The following is a 21,020-nucleotide window of genomic DNA, read 5'->3' on the forward strand; positions in this document are numbered from 1 at the left end:
CAGTGCAGTGCCCACAACAGGAGGCCATACCGTGGCGGCAGACGACGTGGACGAGATCAGGGGTGTCAGGCGCGGGGACGCCCCCGTGCCCCTCTCCGTGCTGGACCTGGCGACGGTCGGCGCGGGCAGTACCGCCACCGACGCCCTGCGCACCAGCGTCGCGCTCGCCCGGCTCACGGAGTCCCGCGGCTTCCACCGGTACTGGGTCGCCGAGCACCACTCCATGCCCGGCGTGGCCTCCTCCTCCCCCGCCGTGATCCTCGCCCACCTCGCCGCCCACACCGACCGCATCCGGCTCGGCTCGGGCGGCGTCATGCTGCCCAACCACGCCCCGCTGGTGATCGCGGAGCAGTTCGGCACGCTGGAGGCGCTCGCCCCGGGCCGGATCGACCTGGGGCTCGGCCGGGCGCCGGGCACGGACGGCGCCACCGCCGCGGCCCTGCGCCGCAGCGACACCCTGAACGAGGGCGCCGACGACTTCCCGCAGCAGCTCGCCGAGCTGACCCGCTTCCTGGACGACGACTTCCCGGACGGGCACCCCTACCGGCGCATCCACGCGATCCCGGGGCCCGTGCAGGGCACCTCGCCCGGCGGGGTGCAGTCCCCGCACCGCCCGCCCGTCTGGCTGCTCGGTTCCTCCGGGTTCAGCGCCCGGCTGGCCGGTCTGCTCGGTCTGCCGTTCGCGTTCGCGCACCACTTCTCCGCGCAGAACACCGTCCCGGCCCTGGACCTGTACCGGCAGACCTTCCGGCCCTCCGCCGTCCTCGCCGAGCCGTACGCCCTCATCGGCGTCTCCGCGCTCGCCACGGACGACGAGCGCGAGGCCCGCCGGCAGACCCGGGCGATGGCGCTGAACATGCTCCGGCTGCGCACCGGCCGGCCGGGCCTGTTCCCGGACCCGGCGGAGGCCGAGGGGTACGAGCTCGGCCCGATGGAGGAGGAGTTCGTCACCTCCTGGTCGGCGAACGTCGTGCACGGCACGGCCGACGAGGTCCGCGTCGGCCTGGACGACCTGCGCAAGCGCACCGGGGCCGACGAGCTGATGCTCACCTCGCACGCGCACCGCGGCGAGGTGAGGCTGCGCTCCTACGAACTGATCGCGGACGCCTACGGGTTGCCGACCGCGTAGGTCCGCGCCCCGAGCAGCTCGGAGATGCGGTCCGGCGGCACCGGGCGGGAGTAGAGCCAGCCCTGCCCGGTGTCGCAGCCGATCCGGCGCAGCCGGCTGGCCTGGGCCGAGGTCTCCACGCACTCCGCGGTGACCGTCAGGCCGAGCCGGTGGGCGAGCTGGATCATCGCCTCCACGACCACCTCGTCGGCCGGGTTCGGCATGGCGTCCCTGGCGGCCTCCTCGTACTGGAAGCCCCGGACGAAGGAGCCGTCCAGCTTCAGCGCGGAGACCGGCAGACGGCTCAGGTAGGCGAGGTTGGAGTAGCCGGTGCCGAAGTCGTCGATGGCGATGCGCACGCCCATGTCGCTGAGCGCCTGCAGGGCCTGGAGCGGGCGCCCCGCCGAGCCCATCACCGCGGACTCGGTCAGCTCCAGCTGGAGCAGGTGCGGGGCGAGCCCGGTCTCCGCGAGGGTCTCGGCGACGTCGGCCACCAGGTCGGAGTCCCACACCTGCCGCACGGCCACGTTGACGCTGACGAAGATGGGCGGGTCGCCGGGGCGGTCGAGCTGCCAGCGGCGGGCCTGCCGGCAGGCGGTGGCCAGCGCCCAGCGGCCGAGCTGCACGATCGAGCCGTCCTCCTCGGCCAGTCCGATGAACCGATTCGGCGTGAGCGTGCCGAACTGCGGGTGGTGCCAGCGGATCAGCGCCTCGACACCGTTGAGCCGGCCGTCCTCCATGGCCACCAGCGGCTGGTACTCCAGGGCGAACTCCCCCCGTTCGATGGCGGGGCGGAGGGTGGAGGACAGGGCCTGACGGGTCATGCGGTGGGCGTTGCGCTCGGGGTCGAACAGGGTCCAGCGGCCCTTGCCGTCGGCCTTCGCCCAGTACAGCGTCGTATCGGCGGCCTGCATCAGCCCGGTGGCCGTGGTGCCCGCGCTGTGCCGTTCGACGACGCCGATGGACGCGGTCAGCGAGAGCCGCTGTCCGGCCAGGTCGAAGGGTTCCTCCAGGGCCCTCAGCGCGGACTCGGCGAGGTCGGCGAGCTGTTCGGTGCCGGTGGAGTCCTCCACGAGCAGGGCGAACTCGTCGCCGCCGAGCCGGGCCACCAGGGGGGTGGCGGCGCGGGCGTAGCCGGCCTCGTCCGCGATCCGGGTCAGGCGTTTGGCCACGGCCGAAAGGAGCCGGTCGCCGACGCGGTGGCCGAGGGTGTCGTTGACCGCCTTGAAGCCGTCGAGGTCCAGGTAGCACAGGCCGATCCGGCCGGTGCCGCCCTGCTCGTACGGCTCGGTCTCCAGCGCGGCCGTCAGCCGCTCGAAGAACAGCGTGCGGTTGGGCAGCCGGGTCACCGGGTCGTGCATCTGCAAGTGCCGCAACTGGGCCTGGAGTTCGCGGCGGGCGCTGATGTCGGTGACCGACAGCAGGGCGCCGGGCTCGCCGTCGCTCAGCGGGGCGACGGTGATCTGCGCCCACACCGAGTTCCCGCCGGGCTGCTTGAGCCGGCGGGTGCAGCGCAGCCGGGCCTGCCGGCCGCTCAGCACCTCCAGGTAGGCGTGCCGGGCGCGGGGGTCCGCGGCCAGGTCGACGAGGTCGGCGGCGGACCGCCCGACGATCGTGTCCGCGTCGACGCCGAGCAGTTCGCCGAGGGCGGCGTTGGCGGTGACGACGCGTCCCTCGGGGGCCACGACCGCCATGGCGAGCGGGGCGGTCGCGAAGACACGGTGGTAGGTGGTGTGGTGACTGTCTGTGACGGCTGACCGGTCGAGGTCTGCCGCGGGCGTCGGCCCTTCGGACGTTCCGCTCACCGCTCGCTCCCGCAGTGCACTCGATCTCTGTCCGTGCCGGAAAGTGTGCCGATCATAGAGGCTGGCCCCGGGCCCTTCCAGCCGATGTCCAGTGTCCCGGACGGAGCACAGGTTCTGACAGATCGTTTCTGCCCGCACCTGGGCAGCTTCTTCAGCCCTCCGACAAGTTGTGACGTTCCGTGAATGTTTCCGGATACCGAGCGCCGGTGCGCGCCGGCGCCCGATGGGGGCGCGCTCACCCTTCTGGTGCAGACAAACAGGGCATAAACCAATGAATACCAGCAATCTGGGTGCGGGTCCCGCGAACCACACCCGGAGGTCATGTCCGTGCCCAAGCTGCGCAGCACCGCGGCCGTGTTCACCACGATGTCGGCGCTCGCCGCGACCTCGATCCTCTCCGGCCCCTCGGCGGCCGGGCCCTTCTCCACGGCCCCCTGCGCGCTGCACCGCACCGAGGCCCACCACTCGGAGGGCGTGGACAGCTGGAACACCGGCTACCCCCGCCCGGTCGGCACCCTCGACGCGGTGCTGGTCTTCCTGTCCTTCCCCGACGCGGCCCCGCGCACCACCCCGGCCGAGCTGACGGCCGACCACTTCCCCGCGACCAGCGCCTTCTACGCGCAGTCCTCCTACGGCAGGCTCACCCTGCGCCCGCATCCGCTGAAGCGCTGGCTGCGCATGCCGCGCCCGTCGACGTCGTACGCGATGCGGCGGGACTGGGACGCCGAGGACCGGGCCGCGTATCTGCGCGACGCGTTCGCCGTGGCCGATCCGGAGGTCGACTTCTCGCGCTACCAGGTCGTCTACCTGATCGCGGACCCGGACGCGCCCGGTGTCGACTCGGACGCCACGAAGGTGGTGAACCTCGATACGCCGTTCCGGGCGGACGGCACCGACGTCCGCCGGGTCGTGACCGTCTTCGAGCACCACCCCCCGGACCGGCTGGTCCTCGCCCACGAGACGGGCCACGTCTTCGACCTGCCCGACCTCTACCACCGCCCCTCGGACGGCAAGGGCGACTGGGACACCCACGTCGGCGACTGGGACCTGATGGGCAGCCAGTTCGGGCTCGCGCCGGACCTGCTCGGCTGGCACAAGTGGCGGCTCGGCTGGCTGGACCCGCGCCAGGTGGTGTGCGTGCGCGGTGCCGCGCCGACCCGGCTCACCCTGGAGCCGCTGGCCGCCGGGGCGGCGGGCCCCGGCGGGGCCACCTTCGGCCTGGGGCACGGCGTCAAGCTGGCCGTGGTGCGCACGGGCCCGGACAGCGCGCTCGCCTTCGAGGCGCGCGGCCCGGCCGGCGCCGACCGCGCGGCCTGCCGGCAGGGGATCCTGGTCTACCGGGTGCGCGGCGGCGCCGCGTCCGGCGACGGCCCGGTGCGGGTGGTGGACGCCCACCCGGACACCGAGGCCTGCTGGGAGAACTCGGTCTACCCGCCCCTCGCCGACGCGCCGGTCTTCCTCGGCGAGAGCTTCACCGTGCCCGGGGAGGGCGTCCGGGTGGAGGCGGAGGGCAGGACGGCGTCGGGGGCGTGGACGGTGGCGATCACGCCGGGCGTGCGCGGCTGAGCAGCGCGCGGCACGGTCCGTATACGAAAGCAGCGGGCCGAATTCTTTCGAATTCGACCCGCTGCCCTCTCGCGTGCGCCGCCAGGGACTCGAACCCCGGACCCGCTGATTAAGAGTCAGCTGCTCTAACCAACTGAGCTAGCGGCGCCTGCTGACGTCGTAGACATTAGCACCCTGGTCGCGGTGAGGAGAAATCGACGGCCGCCCGGCGGACCGGGCGGCGCCCACGGCGGCCCAGAGCAGCACCTCCGGGCCCGGCAGCCAGGGGTGCCGGCCGTCCGGGGCGATGAGCCAGCGGGCGGCGCCGGGGGTGTCGTCGCAGGTCGACGGGGCCAGGGGCGGCACGGTCACGGCGTCGCCGGGGCCGTGGCACAGCAGCGGCGGCACCGCCCGCGCCCGCCCGGAGCCCCACTCCTCCCAGGCCAGCAGGGAGGGCAGCCGCTGGGCGGTGCCGGGGGCGGCGAAGAGCAGCGTCCGGCCCCGGAACACCGCGACCGGACCCGGCCGCGATCCCGCGCCCCACAGCCGGTCCAGCATGCGGCGCCCGAACACCACCGGGGCACTGACCACGTCGAAGACGGTGCCGCAGGGCAGCACCACCGGGGCGTCCGGGCGCTCCCGCCACAGCGCGAGGGTGCTGCGCGGGTGGGCTCCCGCCGAGGCGAGCCAGTCGACGGCGCCGGGGCCGACACAGGTGACGTTCGGGGCACTGGTCGTCATGACACCCAGATGTACAGCGTGTCAGCGAGCAGTTCCGCTGAGTTGCGGAAAATCGGGACAGGACGACCGGGAAGGAGTATCTTGCCCGCCCGGCATATGCCCCCGGCCGCTCGTGCGGCAGGGCCGGCCGCGTTCCCGGGGGGTTGCCGCGGGAACGCGGCCGGCGTCCGCCCGCACGTGGCCTACAGGGAGTCGGCGGACGCCCGACCCTCGCCCTCCCCGCGCATCAGGTCCCGCCCGAACTCGACCATCTTCTTGGCATAGTCCTCGGTCCACTCCGCCCGCTCGGCGATGTCCGCCGGGGTCAGCCGGTCGAACCGGCGCGGGTCGGCGAGCTGGGCCGCGGCGACGGCCTGGAACTCCAGGGCCCGGTCGGCCGCCGCGCGGAACGCCTGGGTCAGCTCCGTGGCCCGGGACAGCAGCTCCCGCGGGTCCTCGATCGACTCCAGATCGAAGAAGTGCTCGGGGTCACCGGCCGCCTCCGCGGGCTCGAAGAGCAGGGGCGCGGGGCGTAGCCGCGGTTCGTTGCGACGCGGCGTGGGCTCCGCCATGTCTTGTCTCCTCCTCGTACGGGTCGACGGCACCGCCTTCGGGTGGGCCACCGTCCATTGTCCCGCGCCCCCGCAAGGGGCCGGCGCCGTACGACGGGGAGGGCGGGGGCACTACGCCTGCACCAGCGGCTCCCGGGTGAACAGGCTGCCCAGGGTCGGCGCGTTCACCCGGCGGTCCGCCAGCCGCAGGCCCTCCCAGACCGTGACCTGGCTGGCGGTGAGGACCGGCTTGGACAGGGCCTTCTCCAGCAGGCCCAGGTGGGCCGCGGTGTGCAGGGCGGTGTCGGGCAGCAGGACGGCCTGGGCGTCCGGGGTGACGGCCGCGCGCGCCAGGGTGAGCACGTCCTCCTCCCCCCAGGCGGCGACCTCGGCCGGGGAGGCGGTCCCCGAGGAGCGCAGGCCGGTCACCTCCAGGCCGCCGGCCCGCAGGAAGTCCGCGAACGGCCCGGCGACCTCCTCGGGACGGGCCGTGCCGACGGCGACCCGGCGCACGCCCAGTTCGCGGGCCGCGTGGACGAAGGCGAAGGAGGTGGCGGAGGCCGGCATCCCGGCCAGCCGGGCGAGGGTCCGCACCTGTTCCTGGGCGGCGTCCCAGCCGCGCGTGAAGCCGCCGGTGCCCGCCCACACCACCGTCTCGACCCCGGCCAGCCGCAGCGCCTCCACGCCCTCGGCGAGCCGCTCGGCGGAGTCCCGCCCGGCGAGCGCGGCCACCCGGTGCGCGTCCTCGGCGGGGTCGGTGTGGACGAGGTCCACCCGGATGTCGCTGCCCAGGAGCTGCTCGATGCGCGGATAGTCGTCCTCGGCGGAGTGGCCCGGGTAGAGGAGTCCGAGTGCGGTCATGTCCAGCCTTCCTGATGATGGTCCGGCGGTACGGCCCGTCCCCCGGGCGGCCGTGCCCGGCGGGGGCCCACGCTTGCGGGTACCCCGTCGGCGCGGCGCCGCCCCTCCCTGTGCGCGGCCGTGTTGACGGCGCCGGGTTCCGGTGCGAGCGTGGTCGGTCCGTGCCCGGTCCGCGCAGGTCAGCCTTCGGGAGCCGCCCCGCATGACGCCGTCGCCCCCCACCGTGCTGGTGCTCGACGCCGATCCGCCGCCCCGGCTCGGCCGGCTCACCGGACGTGCCCGGATCGTGCGCACGGACGCGGCCCGTCTGGCGGAGCTGCTGCCGGCCGCGGACGTGCTGCTGGTGTGGGACTCCGCCTCGCACGCGGTGCGCGAGGCGTGGCCGGGGGACGGTCCCCGGCCGCGCTGGGTGCACACGGCGAGCGCGGGCGTGGACCATCTGATGAGCCCGGAGCTGGCCGCGTCCCGGACGGTGGTGACCAACGCGCGCGGCATCTTCGAGCAGCCGGTGGCCGAGTACGTGGCGGCCCTGGTACTGGCGGTCGCCAAGGATCTGCCGCGCACCCTGGCCCACCAGCGGGAGCGGACCTGGCGGCACCGGGAGACCCGGCGGGTGGCGGGCACGCACGCGTGCGTGGTCGGCTCGGGACCGGTCGGGCGGGCCATAGTGCGCGCGCTGAAGGCCCTCGGAGTGACGACGGCGCTGGTCGGGCGCAGGCCCCGGACCGGGATACACGGCCCGGACGACCTGGACCGGCTGGTCTCCCGCGCGGACTGGGTGATAGCGGCGGCCCCGCTGACCGAGCGGACGCACCACATGTTCGACACGCACCGGTTCGGGGTGATGCAGCCCTCGGCGTTCTTCGTGAACGTCGGCCGGGGCGCCCTGGTGGACGAGGAGGCCCTCGCCGAGGCGCTTCGAAGGCGCTGGATCGCGGGCGCGGCGCTGGACGTGTTCGCCGCCGAACCGCTGCCCGGGGACAGCCCGCTGTGGGAGCTGCCGGGGCTGATCGTGTCGCCGCACATGAGCGGGGACACCTTCGGGCGGCGCGACGAACTCGGCGCGCAGTTCGTCGAGTTGTACGAGCGGTGGGCGGCGGGCAGATCCCTGCCGAACGTGGTCGACAAGGCGCGTGGTTACGTGCCCGGTCACTGACCGGCCCCGCCGTGGGCCGGGGCGCGCCACCCGGACCGGGCGGGGCGGCGACGCCTCGCCCGGCCGGGAAAAGCGGGGTGCATAGCCCGATCGCGTCTGGGTAGCCGCGCCGCCATGGCTGCACCACGTGGGATCGACACACACACCAGACGGCCGGCGCGCGGGCACACCCGGCGCTCGGTGCTCGCGGGCCTCGCGGCGTTCGGCGCTCTGGGCGCGGTGGGCTGCACGCGGGTGGCGTCGGCGTCCGGCGAGGACGGCGGCGACCTGCTGGAGCGGCTGCGCGCCCAGGGTGTCGTCCGGCTCGGGATCGCCGGCGAGGTCCCCTTCGGGTACATCGACCGGGACGGCAGGCTCACCGGGGAGGCGCCCGAGCTGGCCAGGGTGATCTTCAAGCGGCTCGGGGTGGACCGGGTACAGCCGGTGCCGACCGAGTTCGGCTCGCTGATCCCGGGGCTGAACGCCCAGCAGTTCGACGTGGTGGCCGCCGGGATGTACGTCACCCCGGACCGCTGCGAGCAGGTGATCTTCGCGGATCCCGACTACCGGATGCCGGACGCGTTCATCGTCCGCAAGGGCAACCCGCTCGGGCTGCGCACCTACGCGGACGCGCTGCGCCGGCACGCCAAGATCGCCACCGGGACCGGGTACGCGCAGATCCAGCACGCCGTGGAGGCGGGCTTCGAGGAGGGCGACCTGGTCATCGTCCCGGACCAGGTGGCCGGGCTGAACGCGGTGGAGTCCGGGCGGGTGGACCTGTTCGCGGCCACGGCCGTCACCGCGCGGATGGTCGCCCGGGGCTCCGCCAAGGCCGAGTCGACCGAGCCGTTCGTCGCGCTCGTGGACGGCAGGCCCAAGGCCGACGGCGGCGCGTTCGCGTTCCGGCCGACGGAGACCCGGCTGCGGGACGCCTTCAACACCGAGCTGCACAAGCTGCGCGGGAGCGGGGAGCTGTACCGGATCGTGCGGCCCTTCGGCTTCACCAAGGCGGAGATGACGACCCTGACCGCGAAGGAGCTGTGCCGCCGATGACCGCGGGGCTGTGGAAAATCGTCCTCCAGGGAGTGGGCGTCACCCTTCAACTGCTGGTGTACAGCGCGCTGCTGGCCGCCGTGGTGTCCTTCGTCGCCGGGGCCGCGCGCACCCACCGGTCGCGGCTGGTCCGCTTCGTCGCGGGCCTGTACACCGAGGTGTTCCGGGGTATCTCGGCGCTGGTGATGATCTTCTGGGTGTTCTTCGTGCTGCCGGTCGCCTTCGGCTGGCAGCTGGTGCCGATGTGGGCGGGCACGCTCGCGCTGGGCCTGACCTACGGCGCGTACGGCGCGGAGATCGTGCGCGGCGCGCTGGCGGCGGTGGACCCGGCGCAGCGCGAGGGCGGGATCGCGCTCGGCTTCTCGCCCTGGCAGCGGCTGCGGCTGGTCCTGCTGCCGCAGGCGGTGCCGGAGATGATCCCCTCCTTCTCCAACCTGCTGGTCGAGCTGCTCAAGGGCACCGCGCTGGTGTCCATCACGGGCATGGGCGACCTGGCGTTCAGCGGCAACCTGGTCCGGCTCGCCCTCCAGCAGAGCGCCCAGATCTACGCGTACCTGCTGCTGATCTATTTCGTGATCGCCTTCCTGCTGACCCGCGGGATGCGCGGCCTGGAGCGCCGGCTGAAGGCGGGGGTGGCCCGATGACCTGGGACTGGGGAGCCGTCGCCGACTTCCTGCCGTACTTCGGCAAGGGGCTCGTCGTCACCCTGGAGGCGCTGGCCCTGGGGTCGCTGATCTCGTTCGCGCTGGGCCTGGTGTGGACCCTGCTGATGCGGGCGCCGACCCGGTGGGTGCGCTGGCCGGTGGGGGTCTTCACGGAGTTCGTGCGGGACACCCCGCTGCTGGTGCAGCTGTTCTTCCTGTTCTACGTGCTGCCCGAGGCGGGGGTGACCCTGTCCCCGCTGACCACCGGGGTCCTCGGGCTCGGGCTGCACTACTCGACCTACACGATGCAGGTCTACCGGGCCGGCATCGAGGCGGTGCCGGCGGGTCAGTGGGAGGCCGCGACGGCGCTGAGCCTGCCGGTGCGGCGGACCTGGACGGCGGTGGTGCTGCCGCAGGCGGTGCGCCGGGTGGTGCCGCCGCTCGGCAACTACGTCATCGCGATGCTGAAGGACACGCCGATGCTGATGACGATCGGCGTGCTGGAGATGCTGGGCCGGGCGCGGCTCGTCTCCCAGCAGCACTTCCAGTTCACCGAACCGCTGACGGTGATCGGCGTCGCCTTCGTCGTCGTGTCGTACCTGGCCTCCCTTCTTCTGCGCACCCTGGAGCGACGCCTTGTCCGTTGAGACCCGCAAGCAGCCGGCCCCGGCCGGCACCGCCCCGACCGAGCTGATCCGCCTGGAAGGCGTGACGAAACGATTCGGTGACCACACCGTCCTGGACGGGCTGGACCTGACCGTGGACACGGGCCGGCACGTCACCCTGATCGGGCCCTCCGGGTCCGGCAAGACCACGATCCTCAGGCTGCTGATGACCCTCGCCAAGCCGGACGAGGGCACCATCACCGTGGCCGGGCAGCGGCTGTTCCCGGCGCCGGAGAAGCAGGTCCGGGAGGTCCGCAAGAAGATCGGGATGGTGTTCCAGCAGTTCAACCTGTTCCCGAACATGTCGGTGCTGCGCAACATCACCGAGGCGCCGGTCCGGGTGCTCGGCCTGTCGAAGGACGAGGCCGAGGCACGGGCGCGGGAGCTGCTGGACCTGGTGGGCCTGGCCGACAAGTGCGACGTGCGGCCGACCCGGCTGTCCGGCGGTCAGCAGCAGCGGGTGGCGATCGCCCGGGCGCTGGCGATGCGGCCCCAGGTGCTGCTGCTGGACGAGGTGACCTCCGCGCTCGACCCGGAGCTGGTCGCGGGCGTGCTGGACCTGCTGCGGGACATCGCGCGCAGCACCGACATCACGATGCTGTGCGTGACCCACGAGATGGGCTTCGCCCGGGACATCTCCGACCAGGTGCTGATGTTCGACGGGGGCCGGGTCATCGAGGCCGGCCCGCCGGAGCAGATCTTCGGCGACCCGGAGCGGGAACGGACCCGGGAGTTCGTCAGCGCGGTCCGGTGAGCGCCGGCGGGCCCCTGGCGGGAACCGGCGAGGTCCCGGCGTCGGAACGTGTCTGTGGCATATGCCAGGGGATTTTCCGGCCGGTAGGGGCGCGCGCACGGAGGGCGTGAATCTCGCCGGCTCCCTCTTCCCCGGGGTTCGTCCGCGGCTATCGTGGACACGATCCGACCCGGATCGCGGCCGAGGGGGACCCATGAGTTTCAAGCCGACCGCCCCGTACCACTGCGCCCAGGAAGCCCTGCGCGTGCTGGAGACCGTCTCCCGGCACCCCGCCGGCATCACCGGCACCGAGCTGGCCCGTCGCACCGGACTGCTCCCCGGGCGGCTCACCGGACTGCTGCGGATGCTGCGCCGCGAGGGCTACGTCCGGGAGATCGCCGACGGCGCGTACGTCACCGGGGAGACCCTGCGCCGCCTCGGCTCGGCGCACGACCGGGAGCGGGCCCTGCGCGACAACCTCCAGCACAACCTGGAGCGGCTGCGCGACGCGGTCGGCGCGGCGGTCTACCTCAGCCGGTACGTGGACGGCGAGGTCCGGGTCACCCAGTACGCGGCCGGGCCGGCCACCCCGGCGGTCAACGAGTGGGTGGACTTCCGCTGCTCCGCCCACGCCACGGCCGTCGGCAAGAGCCTGCTGACCCAGCTCGACCCCGGCGCCCGCCGCGAGCACCTCTCCCGGCACAAGATGGCCCGGCTCACCTCGCGCACGATCACCAGCGACAAGCTGCTGCTGTCCCGGCTGGAGTCCCAGCCGCCGTCGGCGCCGGTGCTCGACCTCCAGGAGTACGCGGTCGGCACGGTCTGCGCCGCCGTACCGGTCACCGCCGGCTCCACGGTCGGCTGCCTGGCCCTGTCGCTGCCGGTGCGGGACGCGCACCGGCTCAAGCGGGCCGCGGACGCCCTGAACCGCCACGCGGCGCCGGTCCTGCTCTCGCTGGCGATCTAGCCGCCGCCCGGTCACGAGCACCCCTGGGGACCAGGTAGTATTTTCTTCGTCGCCGGCCGCGGGAAGCACAGATCCGAGGCGGGCGGGAGTCACGCGCCGCTAGCTCAGTTGGTTAGAGCAGCTGACTCTTAATCAGCGGGTCCGGGGTTCGAGTCCCTGGCGGCGCACCTGTGAAGGGCCCCTCGCCTCGGCGGGGGGCCCTTCGGCGTGCGCTCAGAAGGTGACGTCCGAGCAGGCGTAGAACGCGTTGCCCGTGTCGGCGATCGTCCACACCGAGACGATGACGTGGTGCCCGCTCAGGCCGGACGGCAGGGTGCCGCTGTGGCTGAGCGTGGACGGCGGCTGCTGTCCGCCGTAGGGCACCGTCAGGAACGGCGTGAGGTTGAGGTCCGAGCGGGCGAGGTTGTGGTCCTGGTTCCAGCCCGGCTTGGTGATGTAGTACTTGAAGTCCGTCGTGGCGTGCCGGGCGGTGAACTGCCAGCGGAACGCGTACGACTGGCCGCCCGTCACCTTCGTGGTGGGCCAGGCCGCGCCGGACGGCGTCTTCGGCGCGCTGAGCTGGGAGAACTGGCCCAGCCCGGCGTTGCAGATCTGGCCGTCGGCGGGCCCGCCGGCCGGGAAGCCCTTGGGGCCCTCGACGCTCTGCGGCTCCCACTGGATCTGGCCGCAGTTGGCCACGGTGCCGTTCTGGCAGAGCTTCTGCCTGCTGATGGGGAGGTCGGTGTAACCGTGGCCGCTGGCACCGCCGGTGGAGAGCGCGAACGCTCCGGCGGTCACCGCGCCCAGTACGACCGCGGACAACTTGGTCTTGGTGCGCATGCTGCCGCTCCTGGGGACGTGGGGAGTTCGGTGAGCCGTGCAGGTAGGTCTAGACCAAGACTCAGATTATGGCCGTTAGTTGAACATGTCCATACCAACCGCGGAGGCGTCGGCCGCCACCGCTACACCGGTTCCCCGCGCCCCGAGCAGAACGCCACGGTCAGGTCCCGGACGAGCACCTTGCGGTCGTAGTCGTCCAGTTCGACCAGGCCCCGCGTGGTCAGCCGGGTCACCGTGTCCTCCACCGAGTCCACCACCGAACTGAGCAGGCCGGCCCGCTGCCGGGCGTCCAGCGCGGCGATCCGGCGCCGGTGCACCGCGGCGGCCACCTCGGGGGCGTACTCCACCCGGACCGGCTGCACCGAGAACACCTCCACCCCCACCGGCGCGGTCTCCTCGGCCACCAGCCGGGTCAGCGCGTCCCCCGCCGCCGTCGTCCCGCCCCGCACCCCGCCCGCCGGCTCCACCGGCACCCGGGCCAGCGCCGCCTCCACGCACTCGCGCAGGTACGTCTCGTGGTCGTCGATGCCGAGCAGGGCCCGCGCGGTGTCCCGCACCCGCCACACCACCAGCACCACCACCCGCAGCGCCATCCCGTCCGGGTCCACCGCCGGCATCGCCTCGCTGCGCCAGTGCCGCAGCCGCACGTCCACCCGGCGGCGCGGCAGCAGCGGATTCACCCACAGCAGCCCGGTGCGCCGGACCGTCCCCCGGTACCGCCCGAACAGGCCCAGCACCCAGGCCCGTCCGGCGCGTCCCCGGGCCAGCCCGCCGAACCCGGCCGCGCCCAGCAGCCCGGCCCCGGCGTACGCCGCCCAGTGGGCCGGGCCGGGACCGGAGCCCGCGGGCGCCGGCAGCCCGAGCGCCTGGGCCGCCGGCAGCAGTCCCGCCCACCAGGTGGTGGCCAGCGCGCCGGTGAGCCCGCAGGCGCCGGCGAGCAGCCCGGCCGCCCCGGGCAGCACCCGTGCCGGGCGCTCCGCCAGTCCGGCCTCCACCTCCGGCAGCGGCCGCCTGCGCACGGGCACCGGGCGGCCCGGCCGGGGCTGCTCGCCGGTGCCCCGCCGGCGGGTCACCACCGCCGGTCCGAGCGGTACCCGCACCGGGTCGGGACCGTCCCGGAAGAGCAGGTGGACGGGGATCTCGGTGGTCGCCTCGTTCTGGATCAGCCGGGCCGGCCGGACGCCGGTACCGGCCGACTGCCCCTCCGACTCGGGCGGGGTGTGGGGTGTGGTCGTACTCATGCGTGCTCCAGCCTCCGCGCCAGACGCGTCATGAACAAGGGGGAACAAAGGGAACAAAGGGGGTGGACGGGAACGTGCCCGGGCCGGCCGGCGGTCCGGAAGAACAGCGGGTTCCGGTCGACAGCGGCTTCGGGTGAACAGGGGGTTCAGGCGAACAGCCGGCGCCAGGTCTCCGGGCCCGGGAAGCCGTCGGCCGCGCCGCCCCGCCAGCCCTGGGCGCGCTGGAACGCCTCCACGGCACGCCGGTCCGCCTCGCCCCAGCGCGGGCCCGGGCCGTGGGCGTAGAACCTGCCGTACCCCCGCCGCACCAGCCGGGCGCCGAGCCGGGTGACGTGGTCGTTGACCGCGCCCGGCCGGAAGAAGGCCCGGCCGGGATAGCCGGGCACCCCGTGCGAGGCGGGGCCGATGTCCTCGCCCCGCCCGGTGGCCGGCAGCTCCCGGGTGCGCCGGCCGGGCAGCCCCTCGGCCTCGGTACCGCCGGCCGCCCGGGCGCCGGCCGCGCCCTGGGGCAGGCCCTTGTAGCGGTAGGGGACGTACTTGTCGGCGTTGCTCCAGTAGGGATAGGGGGTGGCCTGGCTGCGGGCGTGCGGGGGTGTCTGCTCGTAGACCGTGTAGGAGGTGTGCGTGTGGTCCGTCCAGCCGCCGAAGATCACGACGTGCGAGCCCTTCTCCGGGTTGTCGGGGTTGTGGAACAGCAGGATGTCCCCCGGTTGCAGCTCCGCCTTGGTGATCTTCGTGCCGAACTGGCCGAGGCTGCCCGTCCACTCGTTGCCCGGCAGTCCCCAGGCCATCGACACATAGCCCGAGCAGTCCTGCCGGTAGCCGTCGGACCAGTAGGCGGTCATGCTGTACGGCACCTTGGCCGCCACCCAGGTCTTGGCCCGTTTGATGATGTCGGTCCGGGTGGTGGCCGGGATCGGCTCGGCGGGGGTCTTCTCGGGGCCGTCCGGCCTGCCGTACAGCGGGCCCCTGGGGCCCTGCGGGGTGGCGGGCCCGCCGTCGCCGGGCAGCGCCTCGCGGTGCGGGGCCTGGCCGGGGGCGGCGACGGCGACGGCCGGGGGGACCGCGCCGAGGGCGGCCGAGGCCGCGGCCACGACGACGACACCGCGGGCCGCGGGGCGGGCGCGGCCGGGGCGGGGGGAGGGCCGCCGGGCGAGGCGGCAGTCGGGGCAGGGGCAGTCGCTCGCGGGGCCGACTTCCTCGAACATCGGAGCGGTCATGCGATCTGCCTCACATTCGGGGTGATGTGTCCGCGCGTGCACACGTTGATCAGTTTCCCAACCGCCTTGGAATCGCGCATTCTGACGGTCCGAATGATGTACGCGGGCCCTCCGGACGACGTACGGGCCACCCGGGCGTGGTCCGGAGCACCCCGGGAGGTCGGGTAGAGTTTTCCTCGTCAGCAGGCGCCGCTAGCTCAGTTGGTTAGAGCAGCTGACTCTTAATCAGCGGGTCCGGGGTTCGAGTCCCTGGCGGCGCACCGACCGGAAAGCCCCTCGCGCGAGCGGGGGGCTTTTCGTCTGCCCCGGCACCCGAATGGCCGGTTACGCTCTGGCCATGGCAGCCCGGGACCTTCAGGAGCGGATCAAGAAGCTGATCGTGGACCGGCGGCTGCCCTCGGGCGCCCCGCTGCCCACCGAGCCGGAGCTGATGCGGCTGCTGGGGGCGAGCCGGAACTCGGTGCGGGAGGCCCTGAAGGCGCTCCAGGCGATGGGCATCGTGGAGATCCGGCACGGTTTCGGGACGTACGTCGGCTCGATGTCGTTCGCGCCGATGATCGAGGGGCTGGCCTTCCGGACCGTGGCCGGCCACTACCGGGGCGAGGACTCGCTGCTCCAGCTGCTGGAGCTGCGCGAGGCCGTGGAGACGGGACTGGTGTCACGGCTGGCCGGGCGGCTGCCCGAGGCGGACCTGGCGGAGCTGGACGCGCTCGTGGACCGGATGGAGCGGGAGGCCGCCGAGGGCGCCGGGCTCGCCGAGACCGACCGCGCCTTTCACGCCACGCTGTACCGGGGGCTGGACAACGTGCTGCTCGGCGAGGTGCTGGAGGCGTTCTGGGACGCCTTCCACCGGGTGCAGCGGGACCTGGCGGCGACCCCCCGGGATCCGCTGCTCACCTGCCGGCAGCACCGGGAGATCCTGGACGCGGTGCGGTCCGGTGACTCCCTGCGGGCGGAACGCGCCATAAGGGACCACTTCGGCAACCTCCGTGCCCGCCTGTCCCGGACGCCCACGGCCGGCCCCTGACCGCTCACCCGGACACGCGGGTCAGGTACGAGGAGACGACCACGTTCGCCGTGTAGCTGCCGGTGGCCCGGTCGAAGGCCCCGCCGCAGGTGATCAGGCGCAGCTCGGCGCGGCCCGGCCGGCGGGGGCCGTAGGCCGCGTGGGCGTCGAAGCCGGCGCGGGGCAGGACGCGGACGTCCTCGACGGTGAACTCGGCGACCTTGCCGTCCGCGCGGACCACCCGGACCCGGTGGCCCGGCTTCAGGGTGCCGAGCCGGTAGAAGACGGCGGGCCGGGTCGCGGTGTCGACGTGGCCCACCAGCAGGGCCGCCCCGGCGGCGCCGGGCCCGGGGCCGGCGCGGTACCAGCCGACCACGCCCGGCTGGTCGTAGGGCGGCGGGTCGATCGCGCCCCGGGCGTCGAGGCCGCGGGCCACCACCGGGGCCTGCACGCCCAGGGCGGGGATGTCGACGCGCTGGGGCACCGCGCCGGCCAGGGGCCGGGCCGCGCCGGGCAGCCGGGCGGGATCGGCGGCCGGGTCCGCCGCGAGGACGCCGCCCGTGGCGGGGCCGTCCGCGCCGTGCGTCCCGTCGCTCACCTCGCGCCCCCACAGCCACAGCCCGCACAGCAGCAGCGCCCAGGTCAGGGCGGTGGCCAGCCGTCCGGTGCCGTCGCGCCCCCGCTCGCCGGACACGGGCGGTCAGCGGGTGCCGCGCGTGCGGCGGGCGCGCACCCCGACGGCCAGCGCGGCGAGACCGGCCAGCGCCAGGCCGGTCACCGCCTGCCCGGCGTCGGGGCCGGAGCCGCTGGTGGCGACCGTGGCGAAGTGCGCGGTGCCGCCGCCGCCCGCGGGGACCGGGGCGACGGGCGAGGCGGCGGTGGAGACCGGGGCGGCGGGCGCGGCGGACCGGGCACCGTCCGGGCCGCCGACCGTGAGACTGCCGGTGACCACCCGGTCGCCGCAGCCGACCTTCACGGTGTAGGCGCCCGGTTCGAGGCCTGAACGGACCCGGGTCTCGCCGGTCAGGGCGCCCCGGGCACCGGTCAGCCGGGCGTCGGAGACGAAGGCGGCCGAGGCGGCGGTGCCCTGCTCGCCCGTGCAGCCCTCCGTGCGCACGGTGAGGTCGGCGCCGGGCGCCGGGGAGGCGGGGATCACGGCGACCGAGCCGCCGCCGTCCGCCGTGTCCGCCGCGTGGGCCGCGGGAGCGGCCGCGGTGACCGCGGCGGCGAGGATTGCGGTACAGACAGTGAGGCGTAGTGAGCCCATCGTGAACCTCCAGTTATTCAGGAGGCTCCCCCGCACCGGGCGCCTCCGCATCCTCGGGAGGCGCCGGGCTGCTCCGAACGGGTGGCACGGGGTTTCGGCCGGGCGGACCCGCGCCCGGGGCCGGCCGGATCCCGTGCTCAGACCAGGTCGACGAGGTCCGCGATGGAGTCGACGGTCTGCGACGGGCGGAACGGGTAGCGGTCGACGTCGGCGGGCCGGGTGACGCCCGTCATCACGAGGAAGGTGCGCATCCCGGCCTCCAGGCCCGCGAGGACGTCGGTGTCCATCCGGTCGCCGATCATCGCCGAGTTCTCGGAGTGCGCGCCGAGCGCGTTCAGTCCGGCCCGCATCATCAGCGGGTTGGGCTTGCCGACGAAGTACGGCTTCTTGCCGGTGGCGGCGGTGATCAGCGCGGCGACCGAGCCGGTGGCGGGCAGGTCGCCCTCGGTGGAGGGGCCGACGTTGTCGGGGTTGGTGGCGATGAACCGGGCACCGCCGTTGATCAGCCGGACGGCCTTGGTCAGCGCCTCGAAGGAGTAGGTGCGGGTCTCGCCGAGGATCACGAAGTCGGGCTCGTGGTCGGTGAGGATGTAGCCGATGTCGTGCAGGGCGGTGGTCAGGCCCGCCTCGCCGATGACGTAGGCGCTGCCGCCGGGCCGCTGGTCGTTCAGGAACTGGGCGGTGGCCAGCGCCGACGTCCAGATGTTCTCCACCGGCACGTCCAGGCCCATCCGGCGCAGCCGGGCGTGCAGGTCGCGTGCGGTGTAGATGGAGTTGTTGGTGAGCACCAGGAAGGGCCGCCCGGACTCGCGCAGCTTCTTCAGGAAGGCGTCGGCGCCGGGGATGGGCACGCCCTCGTGGATCAGGACGCCGTCCATGTCGGTGAGCCACGACTCGATGGGCTTGCGGTCTGCCATGTGCTGCGTCTCCTGGCGTACGTGCGAACGGTAAACGGGGGGCGCCGGAACAGCGGCGTACCGACGCCCCCAGCCTAGTCAGGACCGGTCGATACGGACCCCGTCGATCACCCAGTACCAGTTGTTGCCGCCGGTGTAACGGAAGCGGACGCGGGCGGTGGTGGCGCCCGCCGGGACCTGGAGGGTGACCGTCTCGGTGCGCGAGGGCACGTCGGCGGTGTACGTCCGCACGCTCACCGGGGTGCCGCCGTCGTAGGAGACGAGGACCTCGCCCTTCTGCGGGGACTCGTGGCGGTAGTAGGTGGTGTACGTCAGCACGGCCGTGCCGCCGCCGGTGACCGGGTAGGCGGGGCTGACCAGGGTGGAGTCGAAGGTGCCGGTGAAGGCCTTGTCGGTCCACTCGTCGCCGTCGGCCACCGCGAAGACGTTCCGGGCGCGGATGTTGCCCTCGCGGCTCTGGTCGCGCTGGGCCTGGGTCCAGAACTCGTCGGTGGTGAAGGACCAGCCGCGCCACTCGGCGACCCCGCCGCCGCCCATCGCGGAGTTGTCGACGGACCAGCCGGGCGGCGGGGTGTGGGTGAAGCCCACGGTGGCCGCCGGGATGCCGGTCTCGTCCACACGGGTCGCCAGCGAGCCGCGCAGGGCGTCGAAGTCGTCCGGGACGGGCTGCTGGACGGGGCGGCCGTCCAGTTGCCAGGCGGGGTCGAGGGGGATGCCGAGGTGGGCGAGGGCGGAGGCGGCGACGTCCGGCATCTTCACGTCGTGGCGCACCGATCCGGGCGCGAGCGCCGACCCGGTGGCGATGAGGAACGTCTGCCGCTCCTGGAGGGTCGAGCCGCCGTGGCCGCCCGCGTCGGTGTGGCCGTGGTCGGCGGTGACCATGATCAGCCAGTCCTCGGCGGCGTACGACGGCCGGGCCCGGACCGCGGCCACGATCTGCCCGACCTGCGCGTCCGCGCCGTTGACGGCGTCCAGGTACTGCTGGGAGGCGGCGCCGTAGGTGTGGCCGGCGTGGTCGATGTTGTCGAGGTGGACGAAGACGGCGTCCGGGTCGGCGTCCCGGAGCCGGGCGACCGCGCGGGAGGTGGTGCCGGTGTCGTACTCGGCCGCCGGGGTGGAGACGCGGGTGTCGACCTTCGCCGAGAACACCGTGTCGGTGAGCGGCGTCCAGGACGCGACGGCGTACGTGGACAGGGCGGGCCGCGCGGTCTCGGCGCGGGTGAGGAAGTCCGGGTACTGGGTGAACCGGGCGCCGGTGAAGGCGTTGTCCTTGACGTTGTGCTTGTCGGGCCAGACCCCGGTGATGATCGTGGACCAGCCGGGGCCGGAGAGGGTCGGGGCGAGCGGGTTGGCGTAGATGCTGCTGGGCGCGGTCAGCCCGGCTGCCATCAGGGCCTTCAGGTTCGGCGCGGCGGCGTCCTTGATCCGGCTGAGCAGCGCGCCGTCCAGGCCGATGACCAGCACCTTCGGGGTGCGGGTCGCGGCCCGGGCGACGGTCGCGAGCGGTCCGGCGGACGCGGCCACGGCGGCGGCGGAGAGGAGGAAGGAGCGACGGGAGGGACGGGGCACGGAGGACCTCCGGAGGAGAGGGGGGACGTGCGGGGCGGGAAGGGAGCGGTCGTGCCACCGCCCCCGGTGGTGCCGGGGGCGGTGCGGTGCTCGCGGTGCGGGGCCGTGCACGGCCGCGCGCCGCGGGGGTCAGCTGCCGGTCGCGGACTTCCAGTCCTCGACGTAGGCGCTGAGGTTCTTGTCGATGTCGTTCCAGTCGGGCTCGAAGACCTCGACGCCGTCCATCAGCCGGGCCAGTTCGCGGGCGTTGGCGTCGGTGGCCTCGACGTCGCCGCGGGCGGCGAAGCCGCCGCCGATCGAGCTGACCTCCTGCTGCTGCTTCCGGGCGAGCATGAAGTCCAGCAGCTTCTTGCCGTTGGCACTGTGCGGGGCCTTGGTGACCAGGCCGGCGGCGTAGGGCAGGGCGAAGGTGGTGGGCTTGCCGCCGGGGCCGGCCGGGAACCAGATGCCGAGGTTCGGCATGGTCTTGGTCTGGGCGTGGTTCATCTGCACGTCGCCGTTGGCGACGAGGAGTTCGCCCTTGTCCACCTTGGGGGCGAGCTTGCCGGTGGAGGCGGACGGGCCGACGTTGTTGGCCTGGAGCCTCTTCAGGTAGGCGAGGGCCCGCTCCTTGCCGCCGAAGTCGTGCATCGCCTTGATCAGTACGGCCGTTCCGTCGCCGGCGACGCCGGGGGTGGAGTACTGGAGCTTGTTCTCGTAGCGGGGGCCGAGCAGTTCCTCCCAGGTCTTCGGGGGCTGCTTCAGCTCCTTCTTGTTGTAGACGAAGCCGAAGTAGTTGTCGACGACCGAGGTCCAGGTACCGTCGGCGGCCCTGCCGGCGCCGTCGACCCGGTCGGAGCCGGCCGGCGCGTACTTCTGCAGCAGGCCCTTGCCGGCGGCCTGCTGGATGAACGGGGGGAGGGTGACCAGCACGTCGGCCTGCGGGTTGCGCCGCTCGCGGACGGCACGCTGCACCATCTCCCCGGAGCCGCCCTCGACGTACTTCACCTTGATGCCGGTCTGCTTCTCGAAGTCCTCGAAGACGCGGTCGTACCAGCCGTCGCCGTTCTCCCCCTTGAGGCCGTCGGCGCTGTAGACGGTGACGACCTCGGCGTCGGAGGCGGCGGAGGTGCCGCAGGCGGACAGCGCGGGCGCGGCGAGGAGGGTGAGGGCTACGGCGAGCGGGAGGCGGTATCCGGGCATGGCGAGGCGGAC

General features: G+C 73.9%; 21 protein-coding genes and 3 tRNA genes. 11 read left to right on the top strand and 13 right to left on the bottom strand.

Annotated elements, in window-relative coordinates:
• Positions 1-31: 31 nt before the first annotated feature.
• Positions 32-1,129 (top strand): LLM class flavin-dependent oxidoreductase, encoded by a 1,098-nt coding sequence (locus tag ACZ63H_RS09120; protein WP_469863165.1) that lies wholly within the window; start codon positions 32-34, stop codon positions 1,127-1,129.
• Here ACZ63H_RS09120 and ACZ63H_RS09125 read toward each other — a convergent pair.
• Positions 1,108-2,913: a putative bifunctional diguanylate cyclase/phosphodiesterase gene (locus ACZ63H_RS09125; protein WP_469863166.1), complete on the bottom strand. Its 1,806-nt coding sequence runs from the start codon at positions 2,911-2,913 to the stop codon at positions 1,108-1,110. The two genes, ACZ63H_RS09120 and ACZ63H_RS09125, sit on opposite strands and share 22 nt — an antisense overlap.
• Positions 2,914-3,234: 321 nt before the next feature.
• Between ACZ63H_RS09125 and ACZ63H_RS09130 the strand changes: the two genes are divergently transcribed.
• Positions 3,235-4,479 (top strand): M6 family metalloprotease domain-containing protein, encoded by a 1,245-nt coding sequence (locus ACZ63H_RS09130; protein WP_469863167.1) that lies wholly within the window; start codon positions 3,235-3,237, stop codon positions 4,477-4,479.
• 74 nt (positions 4,480-4,553) lie between these two features.
• Here ACZ63H_RS09130 and ACZ63H_RS09135 read toward each other — a convergent pair.
• The 4 genes from ACZ63H_RS09135 to ACZ63H_RS09150 form a co-directional block, all read right to left on the bottom strand.
• Positions 4,554-4,627 (bottom strand) — tRNA-Lys (locus ACZ63H_RS09135).
• A complete protein-coding gene (locus ACZ63H_RS09140; RefSeq protein ID WP_469863168.1) occupies positions 4,618-5,199 on the bottom strand; it encodes a bifunctional DNA primase/polymerase in 582 nt (193 codons plus the stop codon). Before ACZ63H_RS09140 ends, ACZ63H_RS09135 begins: the two co-directional genes overlap by 10 nt.
• 182 nt (positions 5,200-5,381) lie before the next feature.
• Positions 5,382-5,750: a hypothetical protein gene (locus ACZ63H_RS09145; RefSeq protein ID WP_469863169.1), complete on the bottom strand. Its 369-nt coding sequence runs from the start codon at positions 5,748-5,750 to the stop codon at positions 5,382-5,384.
• 111 nt (positions 5,751-5,861) lie between these two features.
• Entirely contained in the window at positions 5,862-6,590 is a 729-nt protein-coding gene (locus ACZ63H_RS09150; RefSeq protein WP_469863170.1) for a maleate cis-trans isomerase family protein, read from the bottom strand.
• 202 nt (positions 6,591-6,792) lie between these two features.
• Here ACZ63H_RS09150 and ACZ63H_RS09155 point away from each other — a divergent pair, with 202 nt between their 5' ends.
• The 7 genes from ACZ63H_RS09155 (at position 6,793) to ACZ63H_RS09185 (ending at position 11,954) form a co-directional block, all read left to right on the top strand.
• Positions 6,793-7,746, top strand: a complete 954-nt coding sequence (locus tag ACZ63H_RS09155; protein ID WP_469863171.1) for a D-2-hydroxyacid dehydrogenase — start codon at positions 6,793-6,795, stop codon at positions 7,744-7,746.
• 114 nt (positions 7,747-7,860) lie between these two features.
• Positions 7,861-8,778, top strand: coding sequence for an ectoine/hydroxyectoine ABC transporter substrate-binding protein EhuB (gene ehuB, locus ACZ63H_RS09160; RefSeq protein ID WP_469863172.1), 918 nt, complete (start codon positions 7,861-7,863; stop codon positions 8,776-8,778).
• Positions 8,775-9,422: an ectoine/hydroxyectoine ABC transporter permease subunit EhuC gene (ehuC, locus tag ACZ63H_RS09165; protein WP_469863173.1), complete on the top strand. Its 648-nt coding sequence runs from the start codon at positions 8,775-8,777 to the stop codon at positions 9,420-9,422. The genes ehuB and ehuC overlap by 4 nt, the downstream gene beginning before the upstream one ends.
• A complete protein-coding gene (gene ehuD / locus ACZ63H_RS09170; RefSeq protein ID WP_469863174.1) occupies positions 9,419-10,069 on the top strand; it encodes an ectoine/hydroxyectoine ABC transporter permease subunit EhuD in 651 nt (216 codons plus the stop codon). Before ehuC ends, ehuD begins: the two co-directional genes overlap by 4 nt.
• A complete protein-coding gene (gene ehuA, locus ACZ63H_RS09175) occupies positions 10,059-10,841 on the top strand; it encodes an ectoine/hydroxyectoine ABC transporter ATP-binding protein EhuA (RefSeq protein ID WP_469863175.1) in 783 nt (260 codons plus the stop codon). The genes ehuD and ehuA overlap by 11 nt, the downstream gene beginning before the upstream one ends.
• Positions 10,842-11,034: 193 nt before the next feature.
• Positions 11,035-11,787, top strand: coding sequence for an IclR family transcriptional regulator (locus ACZ63H_RS09180; protein ID WP_469863176.1), 753 nt, complete (start codon positions 11,035-11,037; stop codon positions 11,785-11,787).
• 93 nt (positions 11,788-11,880) lie between these two features.
• Positions 11,881-11,954 (top strand) — tRNA-Lys (locus ACZ63H_RS09185).
• A gap of 46 nt (positions 11,955-12,000) precedes the next feature.
• Here the strand turns inward: ACZ63H_RS09185 and ACZ63H_RS09190 are convergent.
• The 3 genes from ACZ63H_RS09190 to ACZ63H_RS09200 form a co-directional block, all read right to left on the bottom strand.
• On the bottom strand, positions 12,001-12,606 hold the full coding sequence (locus tag ACZ63H_RS09190) for a lytic polysaccharide monooxygenase auxiliary activity family 9 protein (RefSeq protein ID WP_469863177.1): 606 nt from the start codon (positions 12,604-12,606) through the stop codon (positions 12,001-12,003).
• A 122-nt stretch (positions 12,607-12,728) separates the two neighbouring features.
• Positions 12,729-13,847 (bottom strand): SPFH domain-containing protein, encoded by a 1,119-nt coding sequence (locus tag ACZ63H_RS09195; protein WP_469863178.1) that lies wholly within the window; start codon positions 13,845-13,847, stop codon positions 12,729-12,731.
• 146 nt (positions 13,848-13,993) lie between these two features.
• Positions 13,994-15,067 (bottom strand): peptidoglycan-binding protein, encoded by a 1,074-nt coding sequence (locus ACZ63H_RS09200; protein ID WP_469863179.1) that lies wholly within the window; start codon positions 15,065-15,067, stop codon positions 13,994-13,996.
• A gap of 186 nt (positions 15,068-15,253) precedes the next feature.
• Here ACZ63H_RS09200 and ACZ63H_RS09205 point away from each other — a divergent pair.
• Together ACZ63H_RS09205 and ACZ63H_RS09210 are read left to right on the top strand one after the other, a co-directional pair.
• Positions 15,254-15,327 (top strand) — tRNA-Lys (locus tag ACZ63H_RS09205).
• A gap of 77 nt (positions 15,328-15,404) precedes the next feature.
• Positions 15,405-16,094, top strand: coding sequence for a FadR/GntR family transcriptional regulator (locus tag ACZ63H_RS09210; protein ID WP_469863180.1), 690 nt, complete (start codon positions 15,405-15,407; stop codon positions 16,092-16,094).
• A 4-nt stretch (positions 16,095-16,098) separates the two neighbouring features.
• Here the strand turns inward: ACZ63H_RS09210 and ACZ63H_RS09215 are convergent, their stop codons facing one another.
• The 5 genes from ACZ63H_RS09215 to ACZ63H_RS09235 all read right to left on the bottom strand — a co-directional run bounded on the left by ACZ63H_RS09215 (position 16,099) and on the right by ACZ63H_RS09235 (position 21,008).
• Entirely contained in the window at positions 16,099-16,767 is a 669-nt protein-coding gene (locus ACZ63H_RS09215; protein WP_469863181.1) for a class F sortase, read from the bottom strand.
• A 6-nt stretch (positions 16,768-16,773) separates the two neighbouring features.
• Positions 16,774-17,340 (bottom strand): hypothetical protein, encoded by a 567-nt coding sequence (locus tag ACZ63H_RS09220; RefSeq protein WP_469863182.1) that lies wholly within the window; start codon positions 17,338-17,340, stop codon positions 16,774-16,776.
• Between the two features lie 137 nt (positions 17,341-17,477).
• Positions 17,478-18,257 carry an HAD-IIA family hydrolase gene (locus tag ACZ63H_RS09225; RefSeq protein ID WP_469863183.1) on the bottom strand — a complete coding sequence of 260 codons (780 nt, stop codon included), beginning with the start codon at positions 18,255-18,257 and terminating at the stop codon, positions 17,478-17,480.
• A 78-nt stretch (positions 18,258-18,335) separates the two neighbouring features.
• The gene (locus ACZ63H_RS09230; RefSeq protein WP_469863184.1) at positions 18,336-19,826 is read right to left on the bottom strand and encodes an alkaline phosphatase family protein; all 1,491 of its coding nucleotides are present in this window, start codon (positions 19,824-19,826) and stop codon (positions 18,336-18,338) included.
• Positions 19,827-19,955: 129 nt separating this feature from the next.
• Positions 19,956-21,008, bottom strand: coding sequence for a 2-aminoethylphosphonate ABC transporter substrate-binding protein (locus tag ACZ63H_RS09235; protein ID WP_469863185.1), 1,053 nt, complete (start codon positions 21,006-21,008; stop codon positions 19,956-19,958).
• Positions 21,009-21,020 lie beyond the last annotated feature (12 nt).

It is taken from the genome of Streptomyces sp. NPDC104831, from assembly GCF_055583025.1.

Bases quoted from the DNA above. Each gene is read 5' to 3' on its own strand.
- ACZ63H_RS09220 (WP_469863182.1), bottom strand. From the start codon at position 17,340: ATGGGCTCACTACGCCTCACTGTCTGTACCGCAATCCTCGCCGCCGCG.
- ACZ63H_RS09180 (WP_469863176.1), top strand. From the start codon at position 11,035: ATGAGTTTCAAGCCGACCGCCCCGTACCACTGCGCCCAGGAAGCCCTG.
- ACZ63H_RS09150 (WP_469863170.1), bottom strand. From the start codon at position 6,590: ATGACCGCACTCGGACTCCTCTACCCGGGCCACTCCGCCGAGGACGAC.
- ACZ63H_RS09210 (WP_469863180.1), top strand. From the start codon at position 15,405: ATGGCAGCCCGGGACCTTCAGGAGCGGATCAAGAAGCTGATCGTGGAC.
- ACZ63H_RS09195 (WP_469863178.1), bottom strand. From the start codon at position 13,847: ATGAGTACGACCACACCCCACACCCCGCCCGAGTCGGAGGGGCAGTCG.
- ehuB (WP_469863172.1), top strand. From the start codon at position 7,861: ATGGCTGCACCACGTGGGATCGACACACACACCAGACGGCCGGCGCGC.
- ACZ63H_RS09145 (WP_469863169.1), bottom strand. From the start codon at position 5,750: ATGGCGGAGCCCACGCCGCGTCGCAACGAACCGCGGCTACGCCCCGCG.
- ACZ63H_RS09130 (WP_469863167.1), top strand. From the start codon at position 3,235: ATGTCCGTGCCCAAGCTGCGCAGCACCGCGGCCGTGTTCACCACGATG.
- ACZ63H_RS09200 (WP_469863179.1), bottom strand. From the start codon at position 15,067: ATGACCGCTCCGATGTTCGAGGAAGTCGGCCCCGCGAGCGACTGCCCC.
- ehuC (WP_469863173.1), top strand. From the start codon at position 8,775: ATGACCGCGGGGCTGTGGAAAATCGTCCTCCAGGGAGTGGGCGTCACC.
- ehuD (WP_469863174.1), top strand. From the start codon at position 9,419: ATGACCTGGGACTGGGGAGCCGTCGCCGACTTCCTGCCGTACTTCGGC.
- ACZ63H_RS09235 (WP_469863185.1), bottom strand. From the start codon at position 21,008: ATGCCCGGATACCGCCTCCCGCTCGCCGTAGCCCTCACCCTCCTCGCC.
- ACZ63H_RS09225 (WP_469863183.1), bottom strand. From the start codon at position 18,257: ATGGCAGACCGCAAGCCCATCGAGTCGTGGCTCACCGACATGGACGGC.
- ACZ63H_RS09155 (WP_469863171.1), top strand. From the start codon at position 6,793: ATGACGCCGTCGCCCCCCACCGTGCTGGTGCTCGACGCCGATCCGCCG.
- ACZ63H_RS09190 (WP_469863177.1), bottom strand. From the start codon at position 12,606: ATGCGCACCAAGACCAAGTTGTCCGCGGTCGTACTGGGCGCGGTGACC.
- ACZ63H_RS09140 (WP_469863168.1), bottom strand. From the start codon at position 5,199: ATGACGACCAGTGCCCCGAACGTCACCTGTGTCGGCCCCGGCGCCGTC.